Raw genomic sequence first — 19,522 nt, 5'->3', positions numbered from 1 at the left:
CGTCTGTTCATACCTGCAATCCAACACCTCCACACCCGCCCGTCGGGGGATGGCTTCGATGTCTCGCTTCCCGCTGTTCGCTGCACGTACCGTCCTTGCCCTGTCGCTCGCCGCTGCTGCCTGCGGTCGTGGCGATGCCGCCGAGGACGCTGCCTCGGACTCGCGCCCCACGGTCGCCGTCGGGCCTGAGGCCATCGCCGTGGCCGAGCGGACGACGCTCGCGCTCGGTCCGATGCTCTCCGGCACCTTGGTGGCCGAGCGCACAGCGCAGATCCGCGCTGAGGTGCCGGGCGCCGTGTTGACGGTGACCCATGATCCCGGTGACGTGGTCAAGGCCGGTACCTCGCTGGCCAAGATCGACGACCGCGCCATCAATGACGCGTACCTCTCGGCGCGCTCAGGCTTCACGGCGGCGCAGACCGCGGCGGACCTCGCGGCCCGCGAGTTGGACCGCGCAACGAAGCTGCACGCGGCCGGCGCCATCTCCGACCGCGACCTCGAGAATGCCCGTCGGGCGGATCTCTCGGCGCGCTCGATGCTCGACGATGCGCGCGCCCGCCTGTCGGGCGCCGAGAAGCAGCGCGATGCGGCAAACGTGCTCGCGCCCTACGACGGCGTGGTCTCGGACCGCTACATCAATCCGGGTGACATCGTCGCGCCGGGTGCACCGCTGTTTGCCGTGGTCGACCCAAGCACGATGCGTCTCGAGGCCGCCGTGCCCGCGAGCGACCTCGCGATGCTGCGTGTGGGTGCGCGCGTGACGTTCTCGGTCACGGGTTATCCGGGTCGCACGTTCGAAGGCCGCGTGGCCGGCGTGAATCCGCAGGCCGACCCACAGACGCGCCAGGTGCGACTGTTTGTTCGCATCCCCAATGCGGGCCAGCGCCTGGTGGCGGGGCTGTTCGCTGAAGGTCGGGTGGCGTCCGAGGAGCGCGCGGCGCTCACGGTGCCCGTGACGGCGGTCGATCAGCGCGGGCTGGCGCCTGAGGTCGTTCGATTGAAGGACGGACGCACCGAACGCGTCACTGTCTCGCTTGGCGTGCGCGACGCCGCCAGCGAGCGCATCGAGATCATCAGCGGGCTCGCCGTCGGGGACACGATCCTCGTCGGTGCGGCCCTCGGCATTTCTTCCGGGACGCCGCTCCGCGTGAGCGTGCCGTCCGACACCGCCCAGCGCTGAGGCAACGGCGATGTTCATCTCAGATTTCGCAATCAAACGGCCGCTGATCACCATCGTCTCGATGGTGACGCTGGTGGTGTTCGGGCTCTTCTCCTGGTGGCAGCTGGAGACGGACGAGTTCCCGGACGTGCAGCAGCCCATCATCAACGTGGCCATCCCGTATCCGGGTGCGTCGCCCGACGTCGTCGAGCGCGAGGTGCTCGATCGCGTCGAGGAGGCCGTATCCGGCATCTCCGGCGTGGACCGCATCATGGGCGCCGCGCAGGACGGCTTCGCCAACATCACGGTCTTCTTCGTCTTCGAGAAGGACCTGCAGCAGGCCTCGCAGGACATCCGCGACAAGATCAGCTCCATTCGCTCTGACTTGCCGCTGGAAATGAAGGAGCCGGTGCTGACGCGCTTCGACCCGGCGGACCAGCCCATCGTGCAGCTCTCGCTGAACTCGGTGACGCTCGATGCGCCGTCACTGACGCGCATTGCCGACCCCGGCATCACGCGTGTGCTGCGCGGAATCCCCGGCGTGGCCGAGGCAGTGGTACTCGGCGGCGTGGAGCGCGAACTCACGGTGGAGATCCACCCGCACGCGATGGAAGCGGCCGGCATCACCGTCGCGCAGGTCGTGGGTGCGTTGCAGGCGCAGAACCTCGCGACGCCGGTCGGCCGCATTGCCGGCGAACTCGATGAGCGTTCGATCCGCCTCAAGGGCAAGCTGGAAGGGCCCGAGGACTTCCTGCAGCTGGTGGTGGCCGAGAAGGGTGGCCGCGCGATTCGACTTGGCGAAGTGGCCACGGCCCGCGATGGCACGGCCGAGCCGCGCACGGCCGCGCTGTTCAACGGCCGCGAGGCGGTTGGCATCCTGATCAAGAAGGCCAAGGGCTACTCGACGACGGCCGTCGCGGCCAAGGTGCTCGAGGAGATCGAGGCGCTGCGGCCGACGCTGCCGAGCGGCACGACCATCGACTTGGTGCAGAACTCCGGTGACCGCGTGGAGGCATCGGTGGCCAACGTGCAGAGCACGCTGGTCGAGGGTGCGGTGCTCACGGTGTTGGTGGTGTTCCTGTTCCTGAACTCCTGGCGTTCGACGGTCATCACCGGCCTGGCGCTGCCGATTTCCGTGCTCGCCAGCTTCATCGCCGTGTGGGCCTTCGGCTTCACGCTGAACACGATGTCGCTGCTCGGTCTCTCGCTGGCCATCGGCATCCTGATCGACGACGCGATCGTGGTACGAGAAAACATCGTGCGACACGTGGAGATGGGGAAGGACCATTTCCGGGCCGCACACGAGGGCACCGACGAGATCGGACTCGCCGTGGCGGCGACGACCTTCTCGATCGTCTGCGTGTTCGTGCCGATCGGCTTCATGGCGGGGCTTTCGGGCCAGTGGTTCAAGCCCTTCGCCCTGACGATCGCCTGCGCGGTGCTGGTGTCGCTGTTCGTCTCGTTCTCGCTCGACCCGATGCTCTCGGCCTACTGGCCGGACCCGGAGATCGAGGAGGGGCAGCATCGCTTCTGGATCTCGCGCAAGCTGGATGCCTTCAACAAGTGGTTTGACCGCCAGGCGCGGAACTACACGAAGGTGATCGGCTGGGCACTCGATCATCGGCTGGCGATGATCGGTCTCGCGCTCGGCTCGTTGGTCGGCGCGCTGTGGCTGCAGGGCAACTACGGTGGCTTTGGCTTCGTGCCGGTGAGCGACAACTCCGAGGTGGTGATCCAGGTGGAGACGCCGCCGGGGTCGAACCTCGAGTACACGCGCATGAAGACCGAGGAGGCGGCCGCGCTGGCGCGGCGGCATCCCGAGGTGCGCTACACGTTCACGACCATCGGTGCCGGAGGCGGCATGGATCCGTCCGAGGCGCTGGGCGCCGTGGACCTTGGATCCGTGTACGTGCGCATGACGCCGAAGGCTGATCGTGAGATCTCACAGGATCGCTTCGGCGCCACGCTGCGTGAGGAGGTCAAGCAGATCGGCGGCGCCACGGTGGCGGTGTTCACCAGCGGCTGGGGCGGCGCCATCAAGCAGGTGCAGCTGGAACTGCGCGGCTTCGATGGTCGTCAGCTGCAGACGGTGGCGGACACCGTGCTGCAGATCGTGCGCGCCGTTCCGGGTGCGGTGGACGTGGGACTGTCCACGAAGGGTCAGAAGCCCGAACTGGAGATCACGGTCGATCGAGCGCTCGCCGGCTCGATGGGCGTGACGATCGGGCAGATCGCCCAGTCATTGCGGCCCGCTTTTGCGGGTGTGGACGCGGGTGACTGGGTGGACCCCGCCGGCGAGAACCGCAAGGTTCGCGTGCGTCTCGCGCCCGAGGCGCGCAGTCGTGTGGCGGACATCGAGCGCCTGCCGATCTCGGTTGGTGGCCAGGGCGGTGGTCCGGTGCGGATGATGCCGCTGGGTCAGTTGGCCAGCGTCTCGCAGGGCCTCGGTCCCGCGAAGATCTCGCATCTCGACCGCGACAACGTGATCGTCGTGCAGGGCAACGTGTCCGGCGCCTCGTTGGGCGAGGTGACCACGGCCATCACGCGCGAGATGCAGAAGCTGTCGATGCCCGACGGCGTGACCTGGTCGTTCGGCGGCGAGGCCAAGGACCAGGCGCAGGTCTTCGGCGACATGCTCGCGGCGATGGGCATCGCCCTGCTGCTGATGTACCTGATCCTCGTGATGCAGTTCGGCTCGTTCCTCGAGCCGATCGCAATTCTCATCTCGCTGCCGCTGTCGCTGATCGGCGTGGTGTTGGCGCTGCTCGTCACGGGCGACACGCTCAACATCATGTCGATGATCGGTGTGATCCTCCTGATGGGCATCGTGGCGAAGAATGCCATCTTGTTGATCGACTTCGCGAAGTGGGGGCAGGAGCAGGGAATGGAGCGACGCGAGGCCATCATCGAGGCGGGCCGCGTGCGTCTGCGGCCGATCTTGATGACGACCTTCGCGCTCTGTGCCGGCATGATTCCGGTCTCGTTGGGCCTCGGAGAGGGCGCGGACTTCCGCGCGCCGCTGGGCCGCGCGGTGATTGGCGGCGTGCTGACGTCCACGCTGCTCACGCTGCTCGTGATCCCGACGATCTACGAGATCTTCGACGAGTGGCGCGACAAGGTGGCGGGCTGGTTCAACTTCCCGGTGCGGCCGAAGACCGAGGAGTACATGATCCCGGAGCAAGGTTCGTAACTGCTTTGGCCACAGAGGCACAGAGGCACAGAGACATCTCCGTGTCTCTGTGCCTCTGTGGCAATCAGTCAGTTCTTATCCCGTTGCGACCGATGATCGGCCGCATTGACTCAGCCAGGAAACATCGGCCGCGGCATCCGGCGGTGCCGGTGTGCGAAGAGCCAGGCGCGCTGGGCTTCGGTAAGCACGCCAAGGATCTGGTAGTGCAGCTCCAGCACTGCAGGTCGCAGTGTCTCGGCGATCGGGCGGCCGGTGACGAGGATGGCGTGGACCTCTTCACGCGTCGCGCCGTCCGCGCGGGCTGCGCGCGCTTCCTCGAAGATCGCCTTGAGGGCGTCCAGCTCCTCCTGCCACTCCGTGCGGAACGTGAGGCGGAGGGCTTCGATCTCCGCCTTCTGTTCGTCGGTCAGCTTCAGTGAATCGGGCAGCGGCGGCCGGCCTGTGCGGCCGTCAAAGGGGCGGTCACCAGTCTGCGGACCCATCGTGCCTTCCAGCGCCATGCCCGACTCGCCGAACATCTGTAGCGCGTAGTCGTTCTGGATCGCCGCGGCAGCGGGCGTGAGCGGGGTCTCGGTGCAGGCACCGAGCATCAAGGTCGTGGCGACGACGGGAACCAAGAGCTTCTTCAGCATCGAGCACCTCTGGTGGCCACAAGGCCGGTAGTCGCGCGGCAGGGTGGGAGCCTGCGCGGGTTGATGCCCGTTAGAAGCCGCGACTGATTGAACGTTAATCGGGTCTGGAGCGTAGGGCCCGGACTTCGTCGAGCATCCCGTCCCAGAGGGGCAAGGTGCTGCGCCAGAAGAACCGCCGTTGTGGCCCAGGTCGCCCTTCGCGCGCCTGCCAACGGCCGTACCAATCCATATATCGCGTGCGCATGAGTGGAGGCGGCTCGACGCCGACATCCGCGATGTCGCCGGTGACATACGCCACCAGCGGCACCCCGGCGCGTCGCACCACCGCGGGCACTGACGGCGAGAATCCTGTGCGTCGCAGCCGGGCCTCCGCCGCCGGCGTGACGTGGAGACGGAAGGTGGCCAACACCTCCGCACCCTCGAGCGGGGACACTGCGGAGATCCAGTACCAGTATGGCTGCCCGCTTCGCACACGTCGCACCAGCGGGTCGTCAGGTCGCTCCACTTCGAGCGTCACCGGCCAACGACTCGTGAACTCGGTGGAATCGATCACGACGATGCGCTCATCCGTCTCGTGGAACACGACGATGCCAGGCCCACGATGCGGCCAACGACGCCCGCGCAGCCGCTCCCAGCGCTCGCGCATCCAGGACGGAATTTCATCTTCGCTGGCGAGGTCGGCGTACCAGCGCATCAGCCAGCGGTCGTAGCGCGCGCCGAGCAGCGCGCCCATCCGCTCGCCCGCAGGGCTGCCTGCCGTCGGTTGTTCCAGGGTGTTGAACTCCGCGACCAGGGAGCCACCGCGGGCGACGTGCGACTCCAGCAGTTCCACCTCTGGGAGCGAGAGGCCGCCATACACCAACGTTGATCGCTCGAGCGCCGCGAGGCGCGTCGAATGGGCCACGACTTCTGCGCTGTCTCCTGTGTAGACGCCGTAGGCGTCGGCGAGATAGACGAGGTCCACGCCGGCCAGACGCTCAGCGCTGATGGCCTCACCGCGTCTGGCGATGGGGTCATAGCCCAGGTAGTCGCGCGCGACATCCCAGACCTTCCGGCCGTCTGCCGTCGGGACCCGGCGGTGCGTCAGCCAGAATGCCACGCGATCGTGCTCGCCGAAGCTCGCCTGCGGCACGGTCTTGTCCACCACCAGCACGCGAAGCGGAACTGGCGCGGTGAACTCCCAAGCGAGTCGCGGGACAAGCACGGACAGCGCCAGCAGCAGCGCCATGCCGCGCCAGAGCCAGCGCAGGGGATTCCGCAGGGCCGAGCTGCGATCAGCCTTGAATCCGCTCACGCGATGCTCCCGCGCGCGGCGCGGCGATTCGCGTCGACGGTCATCACGAGCGCGACTCCAATGCAGCATCCTGCAGCAACGCCCAGGCGTCGTCCACGTGGCGTTGCTCGGTCCGCAGGTTGCCAATCGCGATACGCAACACATAGCGGCCGCGCAGCTTGGTGTGCGACAGGAACACGCGCCCGCTCGCGTTCACGCGCTCGAGGATGGCGGCATTGTGCCGCTCAAGCGCGTCTTCGTCGTCGATGCCGCGTGGATGATGGCGAAAGCACACGACGGACATCGTGGTCGGCGCCATCGTTTCCCACATCTCGCTACGCTCCACGCGCGCAGCGAACACGCTCGCCATCTGGCAATGCGCACGCAGCCGCGCGCGCAGCCCTTCCAGTCCAAACGCCCGCAACACGAACCAGAGCTTGAGTGCCCGGAACCGGCGCCCCAACTGGAAGCTGTAGTCGCTCAGCGACAGCGCAGAGTCCTGCTCCGTGGTGCGCAGGTACTCGGGTGTCAATGCGAAGGCGCGCCGGAGCACGTCGGGGTGCCGCGTCCACAGAATGGAGCAGTCCATCGGCGTGACCAGCCACTTGTGTGGATTGAGCACCAGGGAGTCCGCGCGCGCCATGCCATCGAATGCCTCGCGGCGTTCGGGCAGCAGCGCCAGTGCGCCACCGTACGCCGCATCCACGTGCAGCCACAGGCCCTCCGTCTCGCAACGGTCGGCGATTGCGGCGATGGGGTCCACCGCGGTACTCGAGGTGCTGCCGAGCGTCGCGACGACAGCCAGCGGCCGGAATCCCGCGGCGCGATCGGCAGCGATTGCGGTATCGAGTGCATCGAGACGCATCCGGAACGCATCGTCCGTGGAAACGCGCACGAGGTTCTGGTGCCCAAGCCCCAGCGTGATCACCGCCTTGTCCACCGACGAATGCGCCTGGTCGGAGCAGTAGACGCGCAGCCTTGGGACGTCCGTCCGCCCGGCCAGTCCGCGCTGCCGGATGTCGAGTGTTGGGTCACGCTCGCGCGCCGCCGCCAATGCCACCAGCGTGTTGGTGGACGCCGTATCGGCGATCATGCCGAACCAGTCGCCGGGAAGCCCCATGGCGTCGCGGAGCCAGCCAACGGTGACCTGCTCCAACTCGGCGAGGGCCGGTGAGGTGCGCCAGAGAATGCCCACCTGGTTTAGCGCCGCGCTCACCAGCTCGCCGAGGATGCCGGGGACGGAACCCGTGTTCGCGAAGTAGGCGAAGAAGCCGGGATGGTTCCAGTGGGTGACGCCGGGCATCAACACGCGATCGAGGTCCGCGATGATGCGCTCGAGCGGCTCCGCGGACTCCGGCGCGTGTAAGGGAAGGCCCGAGCGGATTCCCCCCGGCGCGACGCGGGCGAGCACCGGATAGCGTTCAGGGGAGCCGAGGTAGTCGCGGATCCAGGCGACGAGGCTGTTGGCGTGCCGCTCAAACTCTTCGAGCGGGATGTCACCGAGCGCTGGGGCGGGAGGCAGTTCCGTCACCAGAGAAAGTGAAAAGGTCGGACGTCACCGGGCAACACCCGTGGAGGTGGACGATGTGGGATGCGGACGATCGGCGGCTCGATGCCGCGGTCTCGCTGGGCATCATCACGGCGGCGCAGGCGGTGGAGATTCGTGCGCTGACGCCTGAGCGGCGCGAGGACACGCCGGCGGCTTCACGCTCCGCACCGGCCGCGGCCATCGGCTACGCGCTCGGCGCGCTCACCGTACTCATTTCCATGGCTTGGTTCCTCAGCGACCGCTGGGAATGGCTGGGGCCCGGCGGTGCGCTCGCCGTGAGCCTGCTCTACGCGGCCGTGTTCCTGGTTGTCGCGCGACGCCTACGGCGCGAGTCGTACCCGATGGCGGCGGGTCTCGCCGTCCTGCTGGCGGTGGGAATGACGCCCGTGGGAACGGTCGCGCTACTGGAGCTGTTCGACGTCTTCGCATCCATGCCCGCCGGAGCCTGCAGTTACCCCGAGTTCATCTTCTGGGGTTGTCGAGGGGAGGAGCTTGTTGTGGAGTTGGCCACCCTTGCTGCCGCGTTGATCGCCCTTCGGCGCGTGCGGTTCTCGCCGCTGGTGCTGCCGATCGCCGTGATTGGGCTCCGGTTCCTCTTTCACGTCACGGCAGCCGTCTTCGGCGCCGGACTCGGCGCCGCTACGTTGGGTTGGACCTGGATGATCGGCGGCAGCCTCTTCGCGGTCACGGCCTATGAGACCTCGCGCCGACAGCGCGGCGACCAGGACTTCGCTCTCTGGCTGCACCTCGTGGCCGCGCTCACTGCGGGCGTTGCGAGCGGCATGTTGATCGATGCGTTCGAGGGGTTCCGGCACCTCCTGATTCCCGGTGCGGCAGTGGCCTTTGCCTTCTCCCTGCGGCTCCAGCGTCTTGTGTGGACCTTGCTCGGCTTGATCTGGTTCGTCGCCTACCTCGGCTGGCTCGCGGCCGAGGTGTTCCGCGATACGCCGTTCTTTCCGATCGTGCTCGCGGCGCTGGGCATCGCGGTGATCGTGGCCACGGTGTGGGTCCAACGGCACAGCGCGCGTCTGGTGGCGCGGTTCGGCGCGCTGGGGTCCGATGGCAAGCCAAGCTTCCCGGGAGCGCCGGCCCTGCTCGTGCTGCCGGCGCTTGTGGCGGCCCTGCAACTGCCCGGTGCCTTGACGCTGGATCGGGCAAACCGTCGCGATGCCGATGCGCGGTTGGCAGTCTCCCGGCGACAACAGGCCGCGCGTCGGGACAGCCTGGAGGCGGTCCGACAGGCACGGGAGTCGGGCTCGACGCAGGAAACCCCGCGGGTGACGCGCCCGTAGTGGGCATCGACCCGCATTTCCCCACACGCCGTGCTGCTGACATCCCTCGCCCTCGCCTTCCAAGTCTCCGTTCAGGTCCGCACCGATTCCGGTCAGGCCGGCGGTAGCATCAGCGTCCGTCCGCCGATCCGAGAGCGCATCGAGGTGACGGACGAGCATCGCCGTACGGCGTTCCGCGATGCGGGCGCCCGCGAGATCCTGCTGCGCGCGCGCGCCGCGCGCCTCGAGCAGGACTCGTCGCTGCTGTCGTACGACGTGAAGAGCTACCAGCGGATCTCGGCGGGGATGTCCCTGCGGGAGACTGCCCGCGACCGCCTGATCTTTCGGAGCGAGAACGCCTCCCACGTGCGATGGCAGCGCGGAATCGGGGCACGTGTAGAAGTGCTCGGGGCGCGGCAGGCCGTGCCGATTGTGCAGGGCATTCGCGAGGCCGAGGAGGAGATGCAGCGCGAGCTCGAGGGCGAGGTCGGCGACATGCTGGCCGTGCCGTACTATCCCGGCAAGGACGAGCTCTGGCTCTTTGAGATGGTGGGCAGCAGCGATGGCAACGGCTCGACCATGCTGGTGCATCCGGTGGCCGAGGGCTCGGAAGCCTACTTCACGTTTCGCAGCGGCGACTCCATCACCATCGCGCTGCCCGACGGCAAGCGCATCACGCTGAAGGAGATCATCGCCACGCCACGGCAGGCGGTGTGGAACCTTGTGGTGGGGTCGTTCTGGTTCGAGACGGACGGCTACCACCTCGCGCGCGCCGTGATGCGATTCTCGGCGCCGATGGACATCTGGGAAACGGTGGAGGCGGAGGATCCGGATGCACGGGAAGACATGCCGAGGCCCGTGCGCGCCATGCTCTCGCCGATGAAGGCCGAGATCACGGCCGTGACCATCGAGTACGGCCTGTTCGAACAGCGCTTCTGGCTGCCGCGCACGCAGGGCGCCGAGGGCTATGCCCGCGTGAGCTTCATGCGTGTGCCGTTCAAGATCGAGCAGCGTTACCAGTACCAGACCGTGAATGCCGCGCTGGCACTCGCGCCGCTGCCGGAGCGTCCCGGCACGGATCGCGATTCCTTGCGCCAGAGCCTGTTCGATCGCGGGCTGGATTCCGCGCAAGTGCGGGATTCCGTGCGGTCGTTCTACCGCACACGAGACTCCCTGAGACGGGAGGATCGCCGCAACAGCTGCGCGACGACGGGTTACTGGGAGTCGATCCAGACGCGCGAGAATGGCCAGTTGCGGATGGCGGTGCAGGTGCCCTGCGACATGGCGAAGCTCGCGTCCTCGCCCGAGCTGCCGCCGTCGATCTATGATCCGGGGGAAGAGCTCTTCGGCGCGGCACAGCGGGACGAGTTGCTCAAGCGGCTGGACTTCGGTCTGCAGCCGGCCTGGTCGCCGCAGCGGCCCTCGGTGGAGTATGGGCTCTCGTTCACGCGCTACAACCGCGTGGAGGGCCTGGCGTCGGGTCTCCGCGTGCGGTCGGCGCTCGGTCGAGGGTTGAACGCTCGACTCGATGTGCGGGGGTCCGTGGCGGACCTCCAGTTGAATGGCGAGTTCGGCCTCTCGCGCACAAACGGTCGTACGGAGCTCGAGGCGGCGCTGTTCCGCCGGCTGAACGTGAGTGGTGACTTCGGCGACCCGCTCTCGTTCGGCGCGTCGCTGCCGGCGCTGTTCTACGCGCGCGACGAAGGCTTCTACCATCGGGCCTGGGGTGCTGAGCTTACGCGGCGACACGTGCCCGGCCGCGGGTTTGAGTGGCGCCTGTTCACGGAACAGCAGTGGACCGCGCCGGTGGAGAGCCGCTGGTCGCTGTTCGGTGGTGCGCACGACGATCGCTTCCTAGGCAACGTGGTGGCGGAGAAGGGCTGGTACCACGGCGCCGGCGTTCGTTGGCGCGCGCATCGAGGGCTCGATCCCTCCGGCTGGCGTGCGACTGCGGACCTGCGGCTGGAGGCGGCCACGGGCCAGCAGGACTACCAGCGCGCGTTCCTTGAGACCACGGTCTCCCGCGGCCTCGGCCCGATCTCGGCGTCGATCACCGGCGCTGCGGGTTATAGCGAAGGCGAGCTGCCGCCGCAGCGACTGTTCTTCCTGGGCGGTCTGCAGAGCGTGCGCGGGCAGACGCCCGGAACCATGGTTGGCGAAAGCTTCTGGATGGGGCGACTCGAGCTGGGGAAGGGCAACGTCGCCGCGCGCCCCGTTGTGTTCGCCGACCTCGGCTGGGCCGGCGCGCGCGATGGCTGGAACGCCATCGGTCGCCCGATGAGCGGCGCCGGCATCGGCGCCAGCTTCTTCGACGGGATGTTCAGGGTCGATCTCGCACGGGGCATCTATCCCCGTTGGCAGACGCGTCTCGATTTGTATCTCGAGGCCCGCTTCTAGCGTCCTTCGCAGAAGGCGGTGATGGGACTGGGCCCGATCGCACGATCGGGCCTGTCAGTCTGTGACATTCTCTGCTTGCGGAAATGTTACAGTGACTGCCTCTTAAACAGTCCAGTAGCCGTACGCCCTAGGCTGCTACTTCCCCGACCGATGCTAACGCCGACGCTGACCGCGCCTACCATTGAGGAGACGAACGCCGAGGTCCTGCTTTGGCAGGCCCGGTATCGCGCCATCTTCCTGCCCCTGGTCGGTTTCTCGACCATTGCGCTGAAGTGGTTCGACGTCATTTCGGCGGAGTCGGTGCTTTCCGGGATCTACAGCGAGCGCCAGCTGCTTGGCATCGCGCTCCTGCTGATGGTGTCCTACCTGGCGTTTCATCGAATCGTTGCCTACGCCCTACGGCGCGGCCCACGGGCCGGGAACGGCTTGGTGTTCGCGACCATCGCCAGCGACATGTTGGTGCTCTTTGGCACGGTGGGCCTCGTCACGCCGCCGGAGAACTACCACCGCTCGTTGCTCGTCTCGATCTTCACGGTGCAGATCACCCAGCTCTTCTTCGGCTGGAGTGCGACGATTGCGAACCTCGTGTTCATCGCGATTGGCTACATGGCGCTGATCGGCGTGGCGTCCGAGTACGGCCAACTGATGCAACCCGCCGAGGAGTTGTGGACCCTGGCGCTCTACGGCATCGGCGTACTCGTGTACGTGGGGCTGCAGGGTGAGGTGACGCGCCGCATGCAGGAGCTGATCCAGCTCTTCGGTCGTGCCCAGGAGGGTGACTTCTCCAAGCCGTACGAGGAAACCGGCGAGCGGATGCCGGATCCCGTGACAGTGATCGGCCGCGCATACAACCGGATGCGCGAGCGTCTGCAGGCGATGGTGCTGTCGGACCCGCTCTCCGGTTGCTTCAACCGCCGCGGTCTCAACCAGATGGCCGAACGCGAGGTCTCGCGCGCGATGCGCGGCAAGAAGGAAGTCGCCGTACTGGCCATCGACGTGGACCTCTTCAAGCGCATCAACGACGAGTACGGCCACCTCACGGGCGACGAGGTCATCCGCGAGGTGGGCGAGCTGTTGCAGGACACGGCGCGCGACGTGGACGTGGTAGCGCGCTTCGGCGGCGAGGAGTTCACGATCCTGGCACCGGACTCGGGCGACGAGGGCGCGCTCATCCTCGCCGAGCGCGTGCTGCACGCCTTTCGCGACCACAAGTTCCGCTCGTTGCCTCCGAACGTCCGCATTACGGCCAGTGTCGGAGTCGCGGCCGACCTCGCGCGCGACGACGAGGTGGCCAAGACCCTGCTCGCGCGCGCCGACGAGGCGCTCTATGTCGCCAAGCGGAATGGTCGCAACCGCGCCGTGCTCTGGCACGCGGGCATGCGCGCGTTCGACGGCTCGATGGCGGGACGGCTGCGGCAGTCAACGCCTGGGATGACGCGCACGGTCATTTGAGTCGGACGCGGTGCGCGGCGCCGGCGGGACTCACGACGTGCTAGCGCGGCGGTAGCCGCAGCGCTCCCTCGCCCGTCAACACCGCGTGGCCGGACACGCGCACGGCCGTCACGGCGCCGTCCTTCTTCTCGGCGCGAACCTGCAGCAGGCTGGGGCGCTCCATCTCGATGCCCTGCCGCACGGTCCAGCCGAACTCGGCGTCGCGCTTCGCATCCTTCATTGCGAGCCAACCACCGAAGGCGGCGACGGCGGATCCGGTCGCCGGATCCTCGGGCACGTTGAGGCCGGGCGCGAACATCCGCGCGCGCCAGTGCTGCTCGCCCTGCTCCGGGTCGCGGGCCGCGACAAAAATCTCCGGCGCCCAGGACTTCTTCAGAGTCTGTTCCCAACGGTCGAGCCGGATGCGCGCGCGCGAGACGGCGGCGACGCTCTTGAGCGGCGCGAGCAGAAACGGAATACCGCAGGAGACGGCCTGCGGCGAGTACGTGCCGCCGACGAAATCCGAGGGCTCCAGCGAGAGGATTTCGGCGAGCGTCGTGACCGTGGGCACCGGCGGGCCGACCTCCGGCAGCTTGGCGACGGAGAGTTCGGCCCAGGCCAAGCTCTCCGACTCCATCCGCACCTCCACGGGCACCGTACCGACGCCGAGCTTGAGCGTCAGCCGACCCTCGCGTGCGCCGCCGAGCGCGCCCTCACACAACGCCAGTGCGGCGGAGGTCCCGATGGTCGGATGGCCAGCGAACGGCATCTCCTCGCCCGGCGTGAAGATGCGCACGCGCCGCGTGTGCACAGCGTCGTCACTGGGATAGCAGAACGTCACTTCGGAGAAGTTGAACTCCCGGGTGATGGGGAGCAGCAACTCCTCGGGGATCTCGCGCGCGTCCGGAAAGACGGCGAGCTGGTTGCCGCCGAACATCCGATCGGTGAAGACGTCCAGGGTCAGGTAACGCATGACGGATGACGAAGGACGGAGGACGAAGGTGAACAACCTTCGTCCTCCGTCCTTCGTCCTCTAGCCCATGTGCGGGTAGCGGTAGTCCTTCGCTGGGACGAAGGTCTCCTTCACTGTCCGCGCGCTCACCCAGCGCAGCAGGTTGAGCTTGCTGCCGGCCTTGTCGTTCGTGCCCGATCCACGCGCACCGCCAAATGGCTGCTGGCCGACCACGGCGCCGGTGCACTTGTCGTTGACGTAGAAGTTGCCGGCGCTGTGGCGCAGCGCAGCGTGGGCCTCGCGCACCGCGGCGCGGTCCTGCGCGAACACCGCGCCCGTCAGCCCGTAGTCCGACGTGCCGTCCACCAACTCCAGCGTCTCGGCCCACTTGGCGTCGTCGTACACATACGCCGTGAGCACGGGGCCGAAGATCTCCTCGCACATCAGCTTGTACTTGGGGTCCTTCGCCTCGACCAAGGTCGGACGCACGAACCAGCCCTTCGAACCGTCCGCCGTACCGCCAGCGATGATCGTGGCGTTCTTCTTGGCGTGCGCGAGATAGCCGCTGATGCGGTCGAAGGCGCGCTTGTCGATCACCGCGCCCATGAAGTGCGAGAAGTCGCTCACATCGCCACACGTGATCTCGTCGAGCATGGCCACCACGCGTGCCTTGACCTCCTTCCACAGTGACTTCGGCACGTAGATGCGGCTGGCCGCCGAGCACTTCTGGCCCTGGTACTCGAAGGCGCCGCGCACCACGGCCACCGCAAAGGCCTCCACATCCGCCGATGGGTGCGCGATGATGAAGTCCTTGCCGCCCGTCTCGCCCACGATGCGTGGATACGAGCGGTACTTGCCCATGTTCTGGCCGATGGTGCTCCACATGGAGTTGAACACGCCCGTGCTGCCGGTGAAGTGCACGCCGGCGAGATCACGATGGCTGAGGGCGACCTTGCTGATCTCCACCGGGTCGCCGGGCACGAAGTTGATGACGCCGGGTGGCAGGCCGGCCTCGTGCAGCAGCTGCAGCGTGTGCCAGGCCGAGAGGATGGCCGCACCCGCCGGCTTCCAGAGCACGACGTTGCCCATCAGCGCAGGCGCGGTGGGCAGGTTGCCGCCGATGGCCGTGAAGTTGAACGGCGTCACCGCGTACACGAAGCCCTCGAGCGGCCGGTACTCGCTCTGGTTCCACATACCCGGCGCGCTGATCGGCTGCTCGGCGCAGAGCTCGCGGGCGAAGGCGACGTTGAAGCGGAAGAAGTCCGTCATCTCGCAGGCGGCGTCGATCTCCGACTGGTAGACGGTCTTCGACTGGCCGAGCATCGTCGCGGCGTTGATCGTGTCGCGCCACGGGCCGGCGAGCAGGTCGGCGGCCTTGAGGAACACGGATGCTCGCTCCTCCCAGGTCCACTCGCTCCACTCCCTCCACGCCTTGCGGCCGCTGGCGATTGCCGCCTGCACGTCCTTGGTGGTAGCGCCGTGCCAGGTGGCTGTCACGTGCCTGTGCTTGTGCGGCGAGGTCGCGTTGGTGGTGCTGCCCTTGTGGCGGATCTCCTTGCCGTCGATCACCACGGGGATGTCGGGCCGCTCGCCCTCCATCGCCTTCAGGCGGGCCTGCAGGGACGCGCGCTCGGGCGAGCCGGGAGCGTAGCTGCGGACCGGCTCGTTCACGGTGGCGGGAAGCTGACGAACGCCGTTTGGCGAGTAGGTAGGCATCGCGAAGTCGGGCTGAAGGGGACAGACGTGGAAATCTAATCCCCCACGCGGCGATACTTCAGGGAGATGAAGCGACGATACCTGCTGCCGCTGCTGCTGCTGCCGGCCTGCCTCCCGCAGCCCGTGCGCTGGGACGCCGAGGTCGAGCGGCGCACCGAGACCCTCAAGGACTCTCTGCGCCTCGAGTTCGATGGCGAACGCCTGTCCTTCGCGACCGCGTGGACACCGCCGAGCTGGCCTGAGGACGCGAGTGCCTGTTTGGCGACTCGCCGCGCGGCGCGTGCACCGGGCGATGAGGCCTACGCATCGTGGTTTGCGGTGAAGCCAGACAGCAGCGTGCACTTGCTGGTGGCCCGCTCGGACGACGGAGGCCGGACGTGGAATCCTGCCGTCGTCGCCGACAGCGCCGACGTCGGCCGCGCCGGCTGCAACCGGCCGGTGCCGTTCATCGCAGCGGATTCGCTCAACAACTACGTGCACGTGGTCTACTATCTGGACGCGCGCGAGGGCGCGGGATTGTTCTTCACGCACACGATGGAGCGTGGCGCGCTCTTCCACGAGCCCGTGCCCATCGTGTATGGGGACCGGCCCTCGGCGGCCTCGGTGGCCTCCCGGGGCGACACGGTGGTGGTGGCATACGAGGATCCGAATAGCCGGATGCCTCGGCTCGGACTCGCCCTCTCGCGTGTGCAGGGCCACATTTTCGAGCATCGCATTCCCGCCTCGGATGAGACGGGCGAAGCGACAATGCCGCGCGTGGCGATTCGTGGCCAGCGAATCGCGGTGGCGTGGATTGCCGCGCAGCGCGGCGGCGGGATGCCCCGCACGGCGATCCGGCTTGGGACCCTGGAGTGGTGAACGGCATGCGTATCCTGTTGGCCGATGACGACCCGCTGATGCGGGACTTGTTGGAGGCGGTACTCGCATCCGCGGGGCACGACGTCACCGCGGTGGAGGACGGCGCCGCGGCTTGGGACCGGTACCAGGCGGAACCGTTCCCGCTGCTGCTCTTGGACTGGGAGATGCCAAAGCGCGATGGCCTCCACGTCTGTCGTGCCGTGCGGGAACACGAAAATGGGGAGCACGCCTACATCGTGCTCGTGACGGGCCGCTCGCAAGCGGACGACCTCGAGCAGGTGCTGGATGCCGGTGCCGACGACTACTTGCCGAAGCCGGTGACGCCGAGCGACGTGGCGGCGCGCCTGCGCATCGCGGAGCGCCGGATGGCCGCCGCGGCGGCGCGACGCAGCGCCGAGGAGGAGCTGCGCAAGGCGCGCTATATGGCAGGCATCGGTGAACTGTCATTGGCGCTGCAGCACGAGATCAACAATCCACTCGCGGCGTTGCTGACGACCTCGGCACTGATCACCGGCGGGATGTTGGAGGACCACGAGATCCCCGAGGCGCAGCGCACGATCGAGACGCAGGCACAGCGCATCGCCACGGTGCTCAAGCGCCTGCGCGACGCCAAGGAGCACAAGAGCGTCGAGTACGCGCACGGGCAGCGGATGGTGGACCTCGGCGAGCGCCGCGGGAAGACACCGTGAGCGCGCCGATCATCGGCGTGCATCCGCCGGATGCTGGCGGCATTCCCATCGCGGTGCGCCGCGCGGCAGCGGCGGGCGCAAAGGCCGTGCAGGTGTTCACCGCACCGCCGACGTACTACAACGAGAAGGTCTCGTTCAAGCCGCCGAAGGTGCAGGCCGCGCACGCGGCGCTGGCCGACGTGGGCCTCGCACCATCGGCGGTGTTCGTGCACGCGGCCTACGTGCTCAACACGGCCTCCCCGGAGGAGGAGAAGGCCCTGCGCGCGCGCAACGGCCTCGCCAAGGAGTTTGAGCGCACGACGGCGCTCGCCGCCTACGGCTGCTGCTTTCATCCCGGCTCGGCGGGCGACTCCGCGGCCGAGGACGCGGCAGTGCGCGTGGGCACCGCGATTCGACACGCCGTCGAGTCCGTGGCCGAAACAGGCAGCGGCACGCGGGTCTTGATCGAGAACACGGCGGGCGCCGGCCGTACGATGGGTCGCACCCCCGAGGAGATCGCCATCATGCTCGAGCAGGTGCCACGCGAGCTACGGCACCGCACGGGATATGGCCTCGACACCTGCCACCTCTTTGCCGCCGGGCACCCGATCCACGAGAGCGCCGAGCGGCTGCGCGAGGTGCTTGACACATTCGAACGGGTGATCGGTGAAGCACCGGCGTTTTTCCACCTGAACGACTCGCAGCATCCCTTCGGTTCGAACAAGGACCGCCACGCCTGGATCGGCGAGGGCGCCATCGGGGCGGAGCCGTTCCGCTGGCTGCTGCAGGACCCGCGTACGAGGGGGATTCCCTGCATCCTCGAGACGCCCGCCGAGCGGAAGGAGGTGGCGGATGACGATGCGAGCGCGGACCCCGCGGACACGCGGATGGTGGCGCTGCTGAGCGGATTCCTCGACGGCTGAGTCTTGCAGGCGACGGTCGCCGCCGCGCAGCCGCGGCGCCGACCCTCCGCGCCATTCCGCGATTCCCGAGCGCCGCCGCCCGTGATTCCCGAGGCCGCCCAGAGGGGCGCTCCCTCTACGCGCCTATTGCGCCCAGAGCGACGGGCCTTACCTTCGAGGGCAGATCGCGCAGTGCTCGACCGGGCGTAGCAGCGTGATCCAACACTCTCCCGAGGAGATTGATCGAATGGCTGCCAAGAAGAAGAAGGCCGCGAAGAAGCCGGCAAAGAAGGCCGCGAAGAAGGCCCCCAAGAAGAAGGCCGCGAAGCGGAAGCCGAACGCCGCGTTCATGAAGCCGGTGACGCCGAACGAGAAGCTCGCCGCCGTGGTGGGCGCCTCGCCGCTGCCGCGCACCGAGCTCACCAAGAAGCTCTGGGTCTACATCAAGAAGAACGGCCTGCAGGACAAGAAGAACCGCCGCATGATCAACGCCGACGACAAGCTCAAGGCTGTCTTCGGTGGCAAGGGTCAGGTCTCGATGTTCGACATGACCAAGCTCGTGTCGAAGAACCTCAAGTAACCGAGGTCCTCGCAGACCGCAGAGGGGCGCGCCGCAAGGCGCGCCCCTCTCGTTTTCCCCCTGCCAAACGGCCAGATTCCCTCGGGACGCGGCTGCTGCCGCCCTGTTGCCCATCACCCGACCCGACGTGGCCAAGAAGCGCCCCTCTGCCGCCAGCAAGCCCAAGAACGTCGTCGCTGCCGCCCGGAGCGGTGGCGGCCCACGCGTGGACCCGAGGAAGTTCTGGGAGGGATTCAAGTCCCTCGCGGCGACGGTCGCGATCTTCCTGCTCCTGCGCACCTTCCTCCTCGAGGCCTACCGCATTCCCTCGGGCTCGATGATTCCCACGCTGCTCGTGGGCGATTGGCTGTTCGTGAACAAGCTGCGATTCGGCCCGCACGTGCCGTTCACGCAGACCCGCCTGCCCGGGTACGCCGAGCCGCGGCGTGGGGACGTGGTCGTGTTCGTGTCGCCGTTCCAGGACTGGCGCATCTCGCGCGTGTTTGACCCGAACGACCCGACGCCGACGGTCGTGAAGCGCATGATCGGGATGCCCGGCGACACCCTGTACTCGCGCGAGGGCGTGGTCCACGTCGACGGCGTGCCGCAGCGACTTGGCTACGCGGCCGCTGCCGACGGGGCGCCGGGTGATTGGAGCGACCCTGCCTTCGCCTGGCAGACCCGCGTGTCCCTCGACAGCACGAGATTCGGGCCGGCACCAGCGCGACCGACGCTCGACGACTGGGGACCCTTCGTCGTGCCGGAAGGGCATTACTTCATGATGGGCGACAACCGCTACAACTCGGTGGACGCCCGTTACTACGGCTTCGTCCCGCGCGACAACATCCGCGGCCGTCCGCTGTTCGTGTACTACTCGTGGAACGCCGATGACTCTGACCGCCCGCTGCCGTTCATCACCGACATCCGGTGGTCGCGGCTCGGACACGTGATTCGCTGAGGCCCCC

The 19,522-nt window shown here is 67.7% G+C and carries 15 protein-coding genes; 10 read left to right on the top strand and 5 right to left on the bottom strand.

The genetic code is table 11. The annotated features are described in order from the left end of the window. Positions 1 to 58: 58 nt before the first annotated feature. The gene (locus tag KF709_06445) at positions 59 to 1,180 is read left to right on the top strand and encodes an efflux RND transporter periplasmic adaptor subunit (protein MBX3174034.1); all 1,122 of its coding nucleotides are present in this window, start codon (positions 59 to 61) and stop codon (positions 1,178 to 1,180) included. A 10-nt stretch (positions 1,181 to 1,190) separates the two neighbouring features. Beyond that, the gene (locus KF709_06440) at positions 1,191 to 4,349 is read left to right on the top strand and encodes an efflux RND transporter permease subunit (protein ID MBX3174033.1); all 3,159 of its coding nucleotides are present in this window, start codon (positions 1,191 to 1,193) and stop codon (positions 4,347 to 4,349) included. A gap of 110 nt (positions 4,350 to 4,459) precedes the next feature. Here KF709_06440 and KF709_06435 read toward each other — a convergent pair whose 3' ends face one another. The 3 genes from KF709_06435 to KF709_06425 form a co-directional block, all read right to left on the bottom strand. Then, on the bottom strand, positions 4,460 to 4,981 hold the full coding sequence (locus KF709_06435) for a hypothetical protein (protein ID MBX3174032.1): 522 nt from the start codon (positions 4,979 to 4,981) through the stop codon (positions 4,460 to 4,462). A gap of 94 nt (positions 4,982 to 5,075) precedes the next feature. Then, a complete protein-coding gene (locus KF709_06430) occupies positions 5,076 to 6,275 on the bottom strand; it encodes a hypothetical protein (protein MBX3174031.1) in 1,200 nt (399 codons plus the stop codon). A gap of 43 nt (positions 6,276 to 6,318) precedes the next feature. Continuing rightward, a complete protein-coding gene (locus KF709_06425) occupies positions 6,319 to 7,788 on the bottom strand; it encodes an amino acid decarboxylase (protein ID MBX3174030.1) in 1,470 nt (489 codons plus the stop codon). A 50-nt stretch (positions 7,789 to 7,838) separates the two neighbouring features. Between KF709_06425 and KF709_06420 the strand changes: the two genes are divergently transcribed. From KF709_06420 to KF709_06410, 3 genes are all read left to right on the top strand, one after another. Next, a complete protein-coding gene (locus KF709_06420) occupies positions 7,839 to 9,095 on the top strand; it encodes a hypothetical protein (GenBank protein MBX3174029.1) in 1,257 nt (418 codons plus the stop codon). Positions 9,096 to 9,125: 30 nt separating this feature from the next. Next, a complete protein-coding gene (locus KF709_06415) occupies positions 9,126 to 11,471 on the top strand; it encodes a hypothetical protein (GenBank protein ID MBX3174028.1) in 2,346 nt (781 codons plus the stop codon). 150 nt (positions 11,472 to 11,621) lie between these two features. Next, a complete protein-coding gene (locus tag KF709_06410) occupies positions 11,622 to 12,923 on the top strand; it encodes a diguanylate cyclase (protein ID MBX3174027.1) in 1,302 nt (433 codons plus the stop codon). Between the two features lie 40 nt (positions 12,924 to 12,963). Here the strand turns inward: KF709_06410 and KF709_06405 are convergent, their stop codons facing one another. Both KF709_06405 and pruA read right to left on the bottom strand, forming a co-directional pair. Continuing rightward, entirely contained in the window at positions 12,964 to 13,875 is a 912-nt protein-coding gene (locus KF709_06405; GenBank protein ID MBX3174026.1) for a PhzF family phenazine biosynthesis protein, read from the bottom strand. Between the two features lie 60 nt (positions 13,876 to 13,935). Beyond that, positions 13,936 to 15,570 carry an L-glutamate gamma-semialdehyde dehydrogenase gene (gene pruA, locus KF709_06400; GenBank protein MBX3174025.1) on the bottom strand — a complete coding sequence of 545 codons (1,635 nt, stop codon included), beginning with the start codon at positions 15,568 to 15,570 and terminating at the stop codon, positions 13,936 to 13,938. Between the two features lie 66 nt (positions 15,571 to 15,636). Between pruA and KF709_06395 the strand changes: the two genes are divergently transcribed. From KF709_06395 to lepB, 5 genes are all read left to right on the top strand, one after another. Continuing rightward, a complete protein-coding gene (locus KF709_06395; GenBank protein MBX3174024.1) occupies positions 15,637 to 16,428 on the top strand; it encodes an exo-alpha-sialidase in 792 nt (263 codons plus the stop codon). A gap of 5 nt (positions 16,429 to 16,433) precedes the next feature. After that, positions 16,434 to 17,117, top strand: coding sequence for a response regulator (locus KF709_06390; protein ID MBX3174023.1), 684 nt, complete (start codon positions 16,434 to 16,436; stop codon positions 17,115 to 17,117). Beyond that, complete coding sequence (locus KF709_06385) at positions 17,114 to 18,019, top strand: deoxyribonuclease IV (protein ID MBX3174022.1); 906 nt, start codon at positions 17,114 to 17,116, stop codon at positions 18,017 to 18,019. The genes KF709_06390 and KF709_06385 overlap by 4 nt, the downstream gene beginning before the upstream one ends. A 226-nt stretch (positions 18,020 to 18,245) precedes the next feature. Next, positions 18,246 to 18,578: a hypothetical protein gene (locus KF709_06380; GenBank protein ID MBX3174021.1), complete on the top strand. Its 333-nt coding sequence runs from the start codon at positions 18,246 to 18,248 to the stop codon at positions 18,576 to 18,578. A 106-nt stretch (positions 18,579 to 18,684) separates the two neighbouring features. Continuing rightward, on the top strand, positions 18,685 to 19,515 hold the full coding sequence (lepB, locus tag KF709_06375) for a signal peptidase I (GenBank protein ID MBX3174020.1): 831 nt from the start codon (positions 18,685 to 18,687) through the stop codon (positions 19,513 to 19,515). Positions 19,516 to 19,522 lie beyond the last annotated feature (7 nt).

The sequence above is a fragment of the Gemmatimonadaceae bacterium genome, assembly GCA_019637445.1.
Classification (GTDB): Bacteria; Gemmatimonadota; Gemmatimonadetes; order Gemmatimonadales; family Gemmatimonadaceae; genus Pseudogemmatithrix.
Note: the sequence above shows the minus strand (reverse complement) of the source record. Positions and strands in the feature narration are given on the sequence as shown.

Coding starts and splice junctions, on each gene's coding strand:
- KF709_06440 (MBX3174033.1), top strand. CDS start 1,191: ATGTTCATCTCAGATTTCGCAATCAAACGGCCGCTGATCACCATCGTC.
- KF709_06420 (MBX3174029.1), top strand. CDS start 7,839: ATGTGGGATGCGGACGATCGGCGGCTCGATGCCGCGGTCTCGCTGGGC.
- KF709_06410 (MBX3174027.1), top strand. CDS start 11,622: ATGCTAACGCCGACGCTGACCGCGCCTACCATTGAGGAGACGAACGCC.
- KF709_06395 (MBX3174024.1), top strand. CDS start 15,637: ATGAAGCGACGATACCTGCTGCCGCTGCTGCTGCTGCCGGCCTGCCTC.
- KF709_06405 (MBX3174026.1), bottom strand. CDS start 13,875: ATGCGTTACCTGACCCTGGACGTCTTCACCGATCGGATGTTCGGCGGC.
- KF709_06380 (MBX3174021.1), top strand. CDS start 18,246: ATGGCTGCCAAGAAGAAGAAGGCCGCGAAGAAGCCGGCAAAGAAGGCC.
- KF709_06390 (MBX3174023.1), top strand. CDS start 16,434: ATGCGTATCCTGTTGGCCGATGACGACCCGCTGATGCGGGACTTGTTG.
- KF709_06445 (MBX3174034.1), top strand. CDS start 59: ATGTCTCGCTTCCCGCTGTTCGCTGCACGTACCGTCCTTGCCCTGTCG.
- KF709_06435 (MBX3174032.1), bottom strand. CDS start 4,981: ATGCTGAAGAAGCTCTTGGTTCCCGTCGTCGCCACGACCTTGATGCTC.
- pruA (MBX3174025.1), bottom strand. CDS start 15,570: ATGCCTACCTACTCGCCAAACGGCGTTCGTCAGCTTCCCGCCACCGTG.